The sequence below is a fragment of the Candidatus Megaera venefica genome, assembly GCF_034554655.1.
Taxonomy (GTDB): Bacteria; Pseudomonadota; Alphaproteobacteria; order Rickettsiales; family Rickettsiaceae; genus Megaera_A; species Megaera_A venefica.
This window is the reverse complement of sequence record NZ_JARJFB010000031.1, coordinates 1-13,640: the sequence shown is the minus strand read 5'-3', so window position 1 is coordinate 13,640 and position 13,640 is coordinate 1. Positions and strand designations below refer to the sequence as shown.

General features: G+C 34.0%; 13 protein-coding genes. 2 read left to right on the top strand and 11 right to left on the bottom strand.

The features are described from left to right. The 11 genes from Megvenef_RS03030 to Megvenef_RS02980 form a co-directional block, all read right to left on the bottom strand. A partial coding sequence (locus tag Megvenef_RS03030; RefSeq protein WP_322776526.1) for a DUF805 domain-containing protein occupies positions 1-243 on the bottom strand: 243 nt, incomplete at its 3' end. Next, positions 244-1,257, bottom strand: coding sequence for a leucine-rich repeat domain-containing protein (locus Megvenef_RS03025; RefSeq protein WP_322776525.1), 1,014 nt, complete (start codon positions 1,255-1,257; stop codon positions 244-246). A 631-nt stretch (positions 1,258-1,888) separates the two neighbouring features. Then, positions 1,889-2,152, bottom strand: coding sequence for an HGGxSTG domain-containing protein (locus Megvenef_RS03020; RefSeq protein WP_322776524.1), 264 nt, complete (start codon positions 2,150-2,152; stop codon positions 1,889-1,891). Positions 2,153-2,180: 28 nt separating this feature from the next. Continuing rightward, entirely contained in the window at positions 2,181-2,582 is a 402-nt protein-coding gene (locus tag Megvenef_RS03015) for a hypothetical protein (RefSeq protein WP_322776523.1), read from the bottom strand. Between the two features lie 26 nt (positions 2,583-2,608). After that, positions 2,609-2,806 carry a hypothetical protein gene (locus Megvenef_RS03010; RefSeq protein WP_322776522.1) on the bottom strand — a complete coding sequence of 66 codons (198 nt, stop codon included), beginning with the start codon at positions 2,804-2,806 and terminating at the stop codon, positions 2,609-2,611. Between the two features lie 19 nt (positions 2,807-2,825). Continuing rightward, complete coding sequence (locus Megvenef_RS03005) at positions 2,826-3,053, bottom strand: hypothetical protein (RefSeq protein ID WP_322776521.1); 228 nt, start codon at positions 3,051-3,053, stop codon at positions 2,826-2,828. 347 nt (positions 3,054-3,400) lie between these two features. Beyond that, entirely contained in the window at positions 3,401-3,583 is a 183-nt protein-coding gene (locus Megvenef_RS03000) for a hypothetical protein (RefSeq protein WP_322776520.1), read from the bottom strand. 314 nt (positions 3,584-3,897) lie between these two features. Then, positions 3,898-4,404 carry a hypothetical protein gene (locus Megvenef_RS02995; RefSeq protein ID WP_322776519.1) on the bottom strand — a complete coding sequence of 169 codons (507 nt, stop codon included), beginning with the start codon at positions 4,402-4,404 and terminating at the stop codon, positions 3,898-3,900. 356 nt (positions 4,405-4,760) lie between these two features. Beyond that, a complete protein-coding gene (locus tag Megvenef_RS02990) occupies positions 4,761-8,687 on the bottom strand; it encodes a DNA polymerase (protein ID WP_322776518.1) in 3,927 nt (1,308 codons plus the stop codon). After that, on the bottom strand, positions 8,684-8,980 hold the full coding sequence (locus Megvenef_RS02985; protein ID WP_322776517.1) for a hypothetical protein: 297 nt from the start codon (positions 8,978-8,980) through the stop codon (positions 8,684-8,686). Before Megvenef_RS02985 ends, Megvenef_RS02990 begins: the two co-directional genes overlap by 4 nt. Beyond that, the gene (locus tag Megvenef_RS02980; protein ID WP_322776516.1) at positions 8,973-9,170 is read right to left on the bottom strand and encodes a helix-turn-helix transcriptional regulator; all 198 of its coding nucleotides are present in this window, start codon (positions 9,168-9,170) and stop codon (positions 8,973-8,975) included. Before Megvenef_RS02980 ends, Megvenef_RS02985 begins: the two co-directional genes overlap by 8 nt. Positions 9,171-9,376: 206 nt before the next feature. Here Megvenef_RS02980 and Megvenef_RS02975 point away from each other — a divergent pair, with 206 nt between their 5' ends. After that, the gene (locus Megvenef_RS02975; RefSeq protein ID WP_322776515.1) at positions 9,377-10,993 is read left to right on the top strand and encodes a site-specific DNA-methyltransferase; all 1,617 of its coding nucleotides are present in this window, start codon (positions 9,377-9,379) and stop codon (positions 10,991-10,993) included. A gap of 2 nt (positions 10,994-10,995) precedes the next feature. Further along, positions 10,996-13,593: a DEAD/DEAH box helicase gene (locus Megvenef_RS02970; protein ID WP_322776514.1), complete on the top strand. Its 2,598-nt coding sequence runs from the start codon at positions 10,996-10,998 to the stop codon at positions 13,591-13,593. The last annotated feature ends 47 nt before the right edge of the window (positions 13,594-13,640 follow it).

Sequence of the window (13,640 nt, the reverse complement as noted above, 5' to 3'; positions counted from 1 at the left end):
ATAATAAAATATAAACCACCACCCATTGATGTTTAAATCATGCAATCTTTGTATTAAAATCATTGTAGATTTGATTGCAAGAATTATAAATATCAAATGAAAAAAAGTAGTTACATTATTATTGCGTGATATATACGTAGCATAAAAAATCATACCAATTGTATATAGTGTATAATGTAACCTAGCAATTCTTCCTTTTAAACTAAAGAAAGATTTTAAGAAATCTATAATCATCTTAATCATTTATTCAATAGCATTTATAACTGAACTTTCACCGATTAACTCTAGATCGGTTTTGATTAATTGAGCACCTTCTGTGCTGATCATTACATCATCAAAAGTTTCGGCATAACAATTAACTACATCTTTGGCATTCCATAACACACTCAAAGATTTTGATGCTCTTGCTATAATCTTATTTGCGACATAGTCAGTAGTAGCATCATCAACATAATAGCATTTTGCAAAACCTACCACAGTATCTTTGCACACTTTACCAGTATTTTTTATATATCCAAATAAACTCTTATCAACAACAATATTATTAACATCTACACCTTTATCTTGAGCTTGTTTTAAGTAATCTTTCATAAAACCAATTTTATTTTCTTTATTACCAAAAACGCTTAGATGATATTGTTTTATTATTATATTTCCAACCGTAGAGTTTTTAAGTGCATCGATAAAATATCCCGTACCAGTCTTTGTAATATGATTACCAGAAACGTCTAGGCTTTTTAAATTAGGAAATCTACCCATTGCGAGAGAATCGGCCATGTATTTAGATCCGTCATCACCAATGAGATTATTTGAGAAGTTCATTGTTACGATATACCTGCCAGCTAAAGTATTGTCAAAACGTAAACCATAAAATAAATTCTCTACTCCTCCGAATCCTATTTTATTATTACTCACATCGAATACATCTAAATCCAGTCTTTGATACTGTAAGTTACCTGCAAGTACAGCAATCTCGTTATCTGTTAAGTTATTGTTTCTAAGATTTATGGTTTTGTCAGGTACAAGATATCCATGAGCTGGACTACTAGTTCTATCCATTATAGATTTAAACGAGATATTGTAAGCATGTTTGCCTGGTGCATAGTCATAACCGTATGCGTACGACCCGCCGTGCGTATTAATACCACCAGAACCTCCATTTGTACTATAACTACCGCCTTGAGTACCACTCCCTCCGTGAGAACCGCCAGTAGGGTAACTACTTTTAGGCTGTATTGTAACCCAATTTTTACTCATAAAAACCTCAATTATTAAATTTATATCATTCCAAATAACCAGAAATATTTGTTAGAGGCAAGAATAATACTCAATCATTAATTGATACAATTTTATAAATGTAGGTAAAAAGACACAGCTAAACTATATTAGGTGGTATAGTAGAGTTTTTAAATACTTTAAGCCTAATAGCATATTTCTATAGGGCAATTTCTTGTTTTAAGAGTTTTTAACCGCTATATTTGATAGTCCATGAAGGGGATACCATTTTAACTAATATAACGCTAAAACGCTTTTAGAATTGATTTTAGCTTATTTCTTCATTAACCCACCTAGCTACTTTAACTGCAAACTTAGGTAATAACCACATTGCTAGATTAATAGCTAGTTAAGGGTGTATCCATGTACCTTGTAAAACAGGATCACCACCTCTTTTTGTGACAATAATGTCCGTTATGCGAATCTGCATAACGGCTGATAATTCACTTATAAATTCTTTTTAGTAGAAGCTCTTTCAAGATCTATCCATATTCCTATAGACCTCTTGGTGAAGAAAATAATTACAGGTGAGAATGAAATACGAGGTCGGTCGGGATTCCTAACTCACCTGATAATCAAGCTCATGGTGTAGAATCGTCACAGCAGAGCTAATTCAGATTAAAGATATTTCACGTAAGAGTGCTCTAAACTGCCTAATAAGCATCACAGTCTCTTTCCTATTTGCTATCGTTTCTCTGCTATAACGCCCATGCTTAAAGGCATTTTGGCTACCTTTCGGTGTGCCAATGCCTTTAGCTCCGTAGTGCATTCTACAACGTTTCTTGCCTTTTACTGGGGGTGTTTGGCATAAAGTGCTTCTGCAAGTCTTAGCAAAACATTTAGTTATATTGTTAGTTTGCAAGGGGTTATTACTCATTTAGGATTTTATTCCCCCTCCTTATCTGTTAATCATCATCGTCTTTATCATAGGATATTTTAGTTAATATATTATCTATCCTAGTTTTGATTTTTTCACTTAACTTTTGCTCTTCTAATTGTTGTTTTAATTCAAAGTGAGGTATTGGCAGTTGATCTATACGATCATACACTCGAAAGTGTATCGTTGAGTAAGTATCATATTTATCAAGCTCATAGTTATTTTTCAATAATTCTCTAATTACTCCCAACTCTCTAGATATGTTTTGCTTAATTTCTTTATATTCAGATTCTTCCAAATTAACATTCAACTTGCCTATATCACCTAACTGTCTAAATGACTCAGCTAGAGGGTCGGAGTAATACGATTGATTAGCAGAAGCCAGTAAACTGTATAGCGCAAAAAAGATTGTTAGTGTGAATCTATACATGGACTTATGCGTTTTGCTTTTTTATATCATTTATTAATAGATAGAGGGCAAAGTGTATAACCATTAACAGTAATAGCCGCATCTCCACTAGGGCAATTGTAATAACATATTTTATTTAACCCGCTACTCTCTTCAGATTCTAAAAAGCACATTTCAGCTAAAGAATAATTGCTAAATATTGTTATCAACATAAATGCTAGGCTTTTATATATTTTATTTTGCATGATTTTCCCCTTTTTTATATTATACGTTTTGTTTGTTTTGATAGAGCTGTACTATGTAATCTAGTTTTTCTTTATTTAACACAAAAGCATTAATATTATTAGCATCCTTACTAATGAGCCCATCTTTCAAAAATGTCTTAAGTGCAAAGTAAACTGTAGGAGCTTTTACTCCAGTAGATGTTTCTATATATTTTACCTTTGCATTTACTACATTATTTATAGCTATATCAACAAGTAAATTTAGCACAGCGCATTGGCTCGTGCTATATTCACCAAAATCTATAATAGCTTTTTTTAATTAGCTCTGCGTATTTATTCAAGTTTGATTTGGTCATTCTCAATAACGTTTATTTTGCATATATGTATCACCATATATAGCTCTATACACAATTTCTTTTTCACTAAGAGTGATGATTACACCTATCACAAATAAAGTCCATCCGATATGTAAATCGTTCATAACCGCTAGGAAAACTAATAAAATACCGAACAGTACTTTGGAACCAATACGCCACATAGGAACATCACAACACACCCAGCACCAAAGGCATAAAAGGGCGCTCAAAGAACTCAATACATCTATCATTTCATTACCTACGCTTCTTTCTTTGTAACATTACCGATAATAGCTTGGCCGCCAGAATTAATACTAACATGCTCAACAGTTATCTTTTGTTGTCCTTTACCACGATAGCGATTTAAAGCTTCCATCTGCATAGTGTATGTTCGAGCAAGTTTATTGGCGGAGTTAAAAGCAATATTCATATTATCTATCATTTCTGATTTGGCCGCAATTCTAAAAACAATTCATTGCCGCATGATGGGTAGCTATTATCTGAGCAGTGAGCATCCATTCTATCTGGTCGTTCGATGTTCGATGCTGTTCCTCTCATATTTTCGGAAATACTAATATACCTTTTATTATTCAATACTACTCATTATTTCTAGTTTACAAGTTTATTATATTATTATTAATATTTATTAACAAAAGTTTTGTAGGAAAATGTTGCTGCGGTATTTTTGGGGTTAACTAGAATATAAATACAAACTTAAACCCCACTATACCCCCTTCGGATAAACATCACAACAAATTAATCAGTCTTCACTGCATTAATCATCGTCATAATTTTAATAACATCTTCATCACTCATTTTATTAGCTAATGAGTGTGATAATTTGTCATTCAATGACATAGTGGTTAGCATTTTAACAATGTCCTTAGCTTCTGTAACTTCTATAGTACCTACAGCTAACAACTTAGTCATTAAGTAACGTACAACTTCGTCTTTATCTTCTTTGTTATCTATTTTAAGCTGTATATCAGATAGATCAATGCGACTAAGCCATGATTTATCGAAAAGTTGTGTGAAGATCTTAAAATATAGCTCTAATGCCCATTTTTCGCCCTTATTAACATGAAAGCTTAATCTTTCTCTAGCTATATCACCAATTTTAGCTAATCCATGAGCTGTATCTAACGAGAATGCTTTAATAGCATTCTTATAGCCGTGTTGATTAGGTGAGTTTGGTGTTAATAGAGGTAAATCTTTTATTGATATAGCCTCTTTAACATTTTGATTTGCACTTATTCTGGCCATTAACGTTTTTTAAAACTTTATTTATATTTGTTACAGCAAGTGCGTTCTGTGACTATTAAGGAATTAATATATATTATTGTACGATTAAAATCAACCATAAAATTTTACCAATCTATTCAAGAGTAAATATTTTAAGTACCATAATGATCGTATATTAACACAGTACAAAAAAAACTTAAATAATATCTAAACTGTAGCCGCTACATTCTGTTTTGTAGCGGCTACAGTTAAATTATCCGCTACAGCTGTAACCGTTATAGAAACTGGTGTTAAAGGTTTTTGTAGCGTGTAGCGGCAAATTTCTGATACTCTTTGTAGAAGATATACTAAAGTATTTTATTTTTTTATTGTCAAAATCAGACGTCTATTTGCACCTCATTTTCACCCAAAGTTTTTACCACCTTAATTTCTGCAATATCTCGCACAGGGTAATTAGGTGCAATTTTCTGTGCTCCTATAGTCATTGCCTTTTTTATCTCTTCTTCAAAAGAGTTATCGACTAAATATTCAGGTATTTCAAATACTAATTCATCGTGTACCGTATTCACCAGATACTTTGCAATATTAGCTGGCAGTGCCAGTAATGTTTCGAGCAATACGTCGGCACAAGAACCTTGAACTGCGGTATTAATCTTTTCACAATAAGCTTTGTCTAAATCTTCAAAATATCTCCTACGACCTCCGAGCGTTAAAGCGTACTTTCTTCGATCGCATCGTGTCCGCTCTGCATCACACCAAAGTTTTAAGGTAGGGTAATTTTTCCAAAACGTCGCTTTAAATACTTCTGCTTCCTTCTCTGTTATTTCTACACTGTATTTGTCTTTAGCAGTATCCACAAACCTTTTAGCACCCATGCCGTATAAAAAACCGAAATTAGCAGCTTTAGCTTTCTGACGTTCTCCCTTCTTCCAAACAGTATTCTTTGCCTCAAATACTTCTATAGATATATTATTTAATTTCGCTGCCATCAAGGCGTGTAAATCTATACTATTATTAAAAGCATTTAGCATCACTTCTTCACCTGATAGAGCGGCAGCCATTCTTAACTCTTGGCCTGCAAAGTCAGCCTTTACAAATACATTACCTTCACCAGCTTTAAAAATGTGCCTAAACCCTTGACGTGGAAAGTTCTGAACGTTAGGTTTATATGTAGATAATCTTCCTGTTTCTGTGCCGCAAATTAAAGTATTAATTGCTAAGCGATTGTTAACAATATTATTTTCTACACCAGCAATAATGTTATTAATATAAGAATAACATTTGCGCACTTGATCGACAATGTCTATTGCTTCTGGCGATAATGCGTCTAATAAATCTTTTTTCGTAGTAAAACCTTTGAGTGTAATAATATTAGCAAAGCCCATATCTCTTAAACTTTGTAAACCCATGTCACGTTCATTTTCTTTTTTAGCTTTTAATGTTTTTAACGCTTCAGTATCAACTGGTAAACCTCTGTTAGAATATTCATTAATAATAAAACTTGCCTTATACATTCTATCATACACAGTCTTATTACCATCTTTATACTTATTCCAGAGCAAATATGTAGCTTTTGCATCTTTGGCTGCATAATCTAATTGCTCTTCAGTTAACTCACTAGTCCAGTCCGATGTTTGCATGGCTTTTTTATTTGTATAACTTATTCCAGTATACTTGTTTAAATCACTTAGACTACAACGAGGATTTGAACTGGTTGCATGATAAGCAATCATCGAGCAATCAAGATTCTTTAAATAGGGCATGAACGATCGTTCAAACGAAGCGTTATGAGCGACAAAATGAAGTTCAGCTAATACTTCCTGCTCTTCATTGGTTATTGGCGCATCCAATACTTTAAATATAAAGACGTCATCTAATGTTGGGTTGTATAGTTGTAGTAACGCTATTTTACTGCTTTCTGCGTGCAAACCTGTTGTTTCGATGTCTAACCCATAAATGAGCGTTTTATCTAACTCCTGAAGATATTGTAAAAGGTGCTCTCTTTCTCTATAAACATATGCTACTTTCTCAATTTCTGCTGTAAATGAAATATTGTTATTCTCATTTAGACCTTCTAAATTATCCGCTACACCGCTACAACTTTCTTCAATACCAGTAAACATATAGCTTTCAAGCGTAGCGGATAATTTAGCTGTAGCCGCTACATGAAGATTTGTAGCGGATATTTCTGGTGTACTTATAGATATATTAATTGCATATCTGATCCATGCATCCTCAAATTGCTTTTGTTCATAACCTTTAATTACCTGTTGTCCGAATCTTATATTCTTGCTACAAATATTATATTCTTTTAATTTTTTAGCAATTTGATGTGCTTTAATTTTACTATCTTTTGCACGAAAATTATATGTTGACCAACGACTTTCTTCGTCTTCACAAAGGAGTTCAATTAAATTTTGAGTAGAAATTTCCTTAAAGTCTTTTTCTATAAATATTTTTTGAATATCTTGTAGTAATTCAGTACCGACAGGTTTTATATCTATCTCATTCAGCGATAATGATAGTGCAGCAGCATATACCTTATTTCGCCAATCTTCACCAGCAAGTTCAGCTATCGCTAACAAAGACTCCCAGTTATCTAAAGCTCTATCTGAAATATTAACATCTACAGCGAAAGATGGGTGGGTATTTTTGATAATTTCTGCATGATCTTGAGCAAATCGTAAGCTCTTACAGCGAATATCCTCAAAAATACATGGATCAGCATTTCTTATTTTTTCTACTTTTTCATTATTCAGTTTTCTCTTTAATTGGATAATGATAGAACGATCAGAAATCGTATCAGAAATATCCCCTATTAGTGCTATTACTTTAGCACCCCACGTGTTAAATCGTGTTGGAATATGATTATCCCCGACAGTTCTAATAACATAAGCAGTGGGGCGAGTATGACCTGAATTAATAACACCTCTTAACTCTTCCGAATTTTTAATAAAAGTATCTGCTTCATCAATTATAAGTGTTGGTTTCCATAGCTCCATACTACGAAACAATGCAGCAGAAGAAATGTTAGACGCAATAATTGGTCTATAAACAAGTTTTGATAAAACAGTTAACACTGTAGTTTTTCCGCAACGTTTTTCGGGGGATGAAATCAGCAGTATAGGGGCTACATCCATCACGTCAATAACCCAAGTAAAAACCGTCCATAGAGCTAAAGTTGTTGCTGTATGCTCTGGTAATACCGCATAGCGTTTAAAGATCATCTCTAAGTCTTGTAAAAGCTCTACCGCACTAACAGGATAAGGCCAAGCAGTACTAGGAGGGAAGATGTCATCACTGTTTTGATTCCGACAGCGATTTTTTTTCACTGTTTGATCTAAAATTGCAACAGTAACCCCTAGTTTTTTTGCTGCCTCTTTTCTTTGTTGCCCGTATTCAATATCTGAAAGTTTTGCTAATGAAAGCAAAACTTCATCTGTAGTGTTATTATTTGCAGTTATTGCTTTAAGATCCTCTTCAACAAAAAATGGAGCAAAATGTTCATCATTGATTGCTTGATTTATAAGTTCCGCTGTCCAACCTTCTGCTAAGCTATCTGCTAAATCATAGCCATCTGGTATATCACCTTTACGTTCAATGATACTTGAATTTTCAACGATATAACTACCTAGTTTTTCTGGTAATAACAACCTAACGCTATTGACATTTGATTCTTTAGCAAGTTTTAATACTGTCTCAGCATACTCTTTTCCAGCTTTTCCTCTATCAGGAGCAATGATAATCTCCCGTCCTTTAAGAGTTGACCAATCAGTTTTCTTTGCTGCTTTTGCTCCGTTGCTAGATGTTACTACAATGTAATCAGGAAAAAGCTGCTGCGCAGCATGAACTGTTTTTTCTCCTTCTACAATTAATACTGGGCAATTTGCTTTTTCAATTAACTTTAATAAGTTATAAAGTGGACGAGGTGCAGGAAAACCTTTGCTAGTCCATTGTTGCTTTTTTAAATCAAACCTATATGGACGAACTTCTTTTTTCTTTTGGTTATCTTTCTCAAAATCCCATCGTACTATATAGAAAGCCGTCATACCTGATTTATCAGTGTATTTATAATAGTTTAACGGCAAACAACCAAACTGAAGGTTGTAATAATTTACATCATTTTCAGTAATTTCAGGTGGTATAGTATTTAGAGTTATATCAGAAGAAACATCATCAAGAATTAGGTTAATAGCCGTATCTTGTGTTTTTTCTTGGTCAACTTCTATCGATTCTTCTTTATCTAAAAACTCTAGTATGTTATCATTAATTGCTCTTGTAGGGGGGTACCTGTGATCAGTCATGATACCCTCCTTGTAATTGCTAGTAACTCTTTTGCCGCAGTGAGTTGATTAATTTCTTTAATATAAGCATACAGACTAATAATATCTCCGCCTCTATCGTTTGTAGCGAAATCTGACCATTTCCATGTTGTAGTATTAATTCTAAAAGAGCCTAAATTCCTATCATTACGTGTTGGATTAAGTGCAACATATTCGTTGCCTTCCTTTTTACCATAAGGCAATAGTTGACGTAAAATTGTATATTCATGACCTCTAAGAGAGTTTTTAACTACACTAAAATTGATGTTATTCATAGCTACATACCCCTCTTGCAATAAATTGCTCTAAATCGCTTATGCGGTATTTTACAAGCCTGCCTATCTTGACGGATGATAAATTATAGCGACCCGTGCATTTCCAGTGAGCTAAAGTAGCTTCCTTGACTCCCAAAAATTCTGCTGCTTGTTTACGTGTTAAAAGTTTAGTTGTATCAATATTAGTCATATTTTTTCCTCTTTTATTAAAATTGATGACTAAATTTAATTTCCTTCTTTGCATCTCGCAAATACTTCAACTAGTATAAGGGGCGTATACTAGTATACGCCGTATTCTTAGACTCGTTGCTTGTCTGATAGAGAGCAAAGATAACCTTTGACTCTACTCTTGTAGAATTTTGTTTTTAATAAAAGTAATAAAGGTAAAGACGCATAATGCCAATTTTACAATGGCTAGATCGAGAAAAAACAATAAAGCAAGCCAGCAAAGTGCCGTATCGTTTGCTTGAAATCGATCAGGAATTTTCTTATGGTGATGAAGATACTGGCAATATGTTAATTCAAGGGGATAATCTCGAAGCTCTAAAAGCATTGCTGCCTTATTTTGCAGGAAAGGTTAAATGTATCTATATTGATCCGCCTTACAATACGGGGAATGCTTTTGAGCATTACGCTGATAATTTAGAACATAGTACATGGTTATCATTACTTTACCCACGCATCGATATATTATATGAATTATTAGCTGATGATGGTTTTTTTTGTTGTCATATCGATGATAGTGAAAGTCATTACCTGAAAGTTATCTTGGATGAAATTTTTGGAAGAAAAAACTATCATACAAGTTTTTATCTTCAGGTCAGATATGAGAACAAAACATTGGCTGAAGATAGTGATTATCAAAAGTTAGTGGAGCAATGCTTAATATACTCTAAAGGAAAAGCAAGACCAAATAAAATAAAAGAAGATTACAAAGTTAATAAATTTGAATGGAAAATAACTGAAAAACAATCAGGAAAAATTTTAGAACTAGGAAATAAAAAAGTAGAAATATTTCAATCAGAACAATATATTATTGAAAGAATTGAACCATGTTTAAGCGGATTAAAAGAAACTTGGGCAACAGGTTCTTTAATCAAGCAAAAAGCTAGTTCTGGAGAGTTTTTTCATCTAAATATAGCTCCCCGTAAACAAGAAGATGGTTTAAATTGTTTGTATAAAGTTTATGGAATTGGAGAAGATGGCTTGGGTTATCGATATTTTACAGGACCTAAAAAAAGCACCGCAACCAAAGGTAAGTTTTTTTCAGGAATTCCTTTGTTCAGAGTAGCGGAACTCAACGCTGGATTTTCTAGCAAGGAAAAACCTATAGCAAATTTTTATGATTTTTCTGGCAATTTTGGCAACTGTCGCCTAGAGGGTGGGGCTGATTTCAGGGGCGGAAAAAAACCAGAAGCATTATTGCAGTTGGTTTTACAGCATTTTAGCCAATCTGATGACCTTGTACTTGATTCTTTTCTTGGATCAGGCACGACAGCGGCCGTTGCTCACAAAATGAACCGCCGCTGGATTGGTATTGAAATGGGCGAGCATGCTAAAACACATTGCTCAGTTCGATTGCAAAAAGTTATTGACGGTGAGCAAGGAGGTGTCTCTAAAGAAGTTCAGTGGCAAGGCGGAGGTGGTTTTCGTTTTTATAACCTTGGTGAACCTATTTTTGATGAGGATGGGGGGATCAACAAAAATATTAGATTTGAATATCTAGCTGCTCATATATGGTTTTCAGAGACAAAGACTCCGCTGACGCAAAAAGATAAGTCACCTTTGCTCGGCGTGCATAATGGCATAGCCTATTATTTACTCTATAACGGTATTTTAGGTGATAAAACTACTAACGGCGGCAATGTTCTAACCACAAAGATTTTAGACTCCTTACTTAGTTTTGACGGCACAAAAGTAATTTATGGAGAAACAAGTCGTCTTGGTTCGTTGCGACTTCAAGAGAAACAGATTATCTTTAAACAAACTCCTTATGATATAAAGGCAAGGTGATTATGATGAAGCTAAAAAATTATCAGGAAAAAGCTCTTGAAGTCTTGCGTACTTTCCTCGAATCTTGTCGTTTTGAGGGGGTAAATAAGGCTTACGATAAAATTCAATACGAACGTTATAATAACAATAGTTACAAACCTTTTCAATCATTAGAAAACTTAGAAAATGTACCTTATGTTTGTTTGCGTCTGCCTACAGGAGGGGGGAAAACTTTGCTTTCTGCTTATACTATTGCTATTGCAGGTAATAGTTTTATTGAAAAGGAATACCCTCTTACACTTTGGCTAGTACCGACTAAGGCTATAAAATCACAAACTTTAGAAACTTTACAAAATCCCAATCATGCGAATTATAAAGTTTTAGAAAATGCTTTTAATGGAAAATTCAAGGTTTTTGATATAGCAGATTTTAGACAGATTCGTCCACAAGATATTTCTGACTCCATATGTATTGTGATCTCAACTTTTGCATCGCTACGTTTTAAAGACACGGAAGGTCGTAAAGCTTACGATCATGATGAAAATTTAGAGCCTCATTTCAGAGCCATCATTCCAAGTAGCCCTGAAGGAATGGACAAAAGCGAAGATGGAAAAATCAAATTTTCTTTTGCAAATCTGTTGAATTGGCATCGACCTTTAGTAATTGTTGATGAGGCACATAACGCAAAAACTCCTTTAAGTATTGATGTTTTGCGGCGCATAAATGCTGTGTGTGTGATTGAATACACTGCGACACCTGCAAAAAATAGTAATGTTATCACTTCAGTTTCTGCTTCAGAGCTAAAAGCGGAACAAATGATAAAATTGCCAATAATTCTTTCTGAGCATATATCATGGGAACAAGCAGTTACCAGTTCGATTCAAACTCGTAAAAGACTAGAAGAGGTTGCCGCAAAAGATGAGGACTATATTCGCCCAATTATACTTTTTCAGGCGGAAAGTAAGGATAAAGAAATTACCGTAGAAGTTTTAGCAAAATATCTTATTGAAAATGAAGGAATAGATCGCAAGCAAATTGCAATTGTTACTGGCGATCAAAAAGAATTAGACAGCATCAATTTGTTTGATCAGAATTGTCAGATTCGATATGTTATAACAGTTGAGGCTTTGAAAGAAGGCTGGGATTGTTCTTTTGCTTACGTTCTTTGTTCAGTTGCAAACACAAAATCAGCCGTCTCGGTTGAACAATTACTTGGGCGCGTCTTGCGTATGCCTTATGCAAAGACAAGAACTCAAGCAGAGCTAAATAAGGCTTATGCTTATGTTTCATCAAAAAGTTGGACACATGCAGTAAGCCAATTACGCGATCATCTAGTGAATATGGGTTTTGAGGGGCAAGAAGCAGAGGAGTGTATTTACTCTCAACCGCCTTTGCCTATATCAGAAACGCAATCTAATACATTTACAAATAATCAATTTACAATAAATTTAACTACGCCTCCTGATCTATCTAGTCTTGATCTTGTTGAACGCTCGAAAGTTGTAGTTACTGATGTTCATGAAAGATTATATGAATTGAAAGTGCAAGAGGGGATGAGTAGAAATTTAGCAGAAAAACTGCTTGTTACTATAAAAGACCCAAAAGATAAAAAAGAATTCGCAATTAAATCAAATATTTACATAAATCACCAATTAGAAAATTTATGCCCTGCGCAACGTGGTGAGATTTTTGCAATTCCGCAATTATGCTTAAATTTTGGAGATAATATTGAACTAGCTGAACCAGAACTTTGTCTTGATACAGATGGTTGGAATTTATTAGATTACCCAATGCTTTTAACTCAAGATGAATTTGCAGTTGATGAAAAAGGTAAACAATATACGGCAGATATCGTAGGCCAAAGAATTAAAATTACACCTTTAGACAAAGTGGAACAGTCAAGTTTCTCTGGAATACACACTGAAATGTCAGAGAAAGAACTCTGTCATTGGCTTGATAAACAACTTAAATCCTCGGATATCAAACAAGAAATACTTTTAGAATTTTTAAGGTGTATCATCAAAAGTCTTTTAGGGCGCGAAGATTTAGATATAGCGAAATTAATTGGTGGAAGACATCTTCTCCGAAAAGTTTTAAGAGAGAAGATTGTAAGCTATAGAAAACAAGCTCTTGAGAATGGCTATCAATTATGTATGTTTGGCAATGAAGCAATCGCCATAGTAAGTCCCAAGGATCGTAGTTTTTCTTTTGATCCCAATTACCCAGCAAATAATTTTTACGATGGAAAGTTAGGTTTTAACAAGCATTATTACTCTCGTATTGCGATGATGAATCAGGAAGAAGCAGAATGCGCTTCTGTAATTGATCAAAACCCTGATGTGAAATATTGGGTAAGAAACCTTGAACGTAACCCAGAACACGCTTTTTGGCTACCTACGCCAACAGATAGGTTTTATCCAGATTTTGTTGCGAAATTGCACGATGGAAGGATTATAATTGTAGAATATAAAGGCGGTCATTTAAGAAATGAGGATACGGAAGAAAAAGAACGTATTGGCAAAGTTTGGGCTGAAAAATCTAGGAATCTCTTTTTAGTAGCTTGGGAAAAAGATAAAAAAGGTAGAGAGTCTCTCCGTCAAAACTCTAAATTTTTGATATAATTTCAAGAATTTCAAAAATAAATCACCGCACATTCATTTTTTGAGCT

What these genes read in the sequence shown, in the direction of transcription:
- Megvenef_RS03025 (WP_322776525.1), bottom strand. Translation starts at nt 1,257, where the DNA reads ATGAGTAAAAATTGGGTTACAATACAGCCTAAAAGTAGTTACCCTACT.
- Megvenef_RS03020 (WP_322776524.1), bottom strand. Translation starts at nt 2,152, where the DNA reads ATGAGTAATAACCCCTTGCAAACTAACAATATAACTAAATGTTTTGCT.
- Megvenef_RS03015 (WP_322776523.1), bottom strand. Translation starts at nt 2,582, where the DNA reads ATGTATAGATTCACACTAACAATCTTTTTTGCGCTATACAGTTTACTG.
- Megvenef_RS03010 (WP_322776522.1), bottom strand. Translation starts at nt 2,806, where the DNA reads ATGCAAAATAAAATATATAAAAGCCTAGCATTTATGTTGATAACAATA.
- Megvenef_RS03000 (WP_322776520.1), bottom strand. Translation starts at nt 3,583, where the DNA reads ATGATAGATAATATGAATATTGCTTTTAACTCCGCCAATAAACTTGCT.
- Megvenef_RS02995 (WP_322776519.1), bottom strand. Translation starts at nt 4,404, where the DNA reads ATGGCCAGAATAAGTGCAAATCAAAATGTTAAAGAGGCTATATCAATA.
- Megvenef_RS02990 (WP_322776518.1), bottom strand. Translation starts at nt 8,687, where the DNA reads ATGACTGATCACAGGTACCCCCCTACAAGAGCAATTAATGATAACATA.
- Megvenef_RS02985 (WP_322776517.1), bottom strand. Translation starts at nt 8,980, where the DNA reads ATGAATAACATCAATTTTAGTGTAGTTAAAAACTCTCTTAGAGGTCAT.
- Megvenef_RS02980 (WP_322776516.1), bottom strand. Translation starts at nt 9,170, where the DNA reads ATGACTAATATTGATACAACTAAACTTTTAACACGTAAACAAGCAGCA.
- Megvenef_RS02975 (WP_322776515.1), top strand. Translation starts at nt 9,377, where the DNA reads ATGCCAATTTTACAATGGCTAGATCGAGAAAAAACAATAAAGCAAGCC.
- Megvenef_RS02970 (WP_322776514.1), top strand. Translation starts at nt 10,996, where the DNA reads ATGATGAAGCTAAAAAATTATCAGGAAAAAGCTCTTGAAGTCTTGCGT.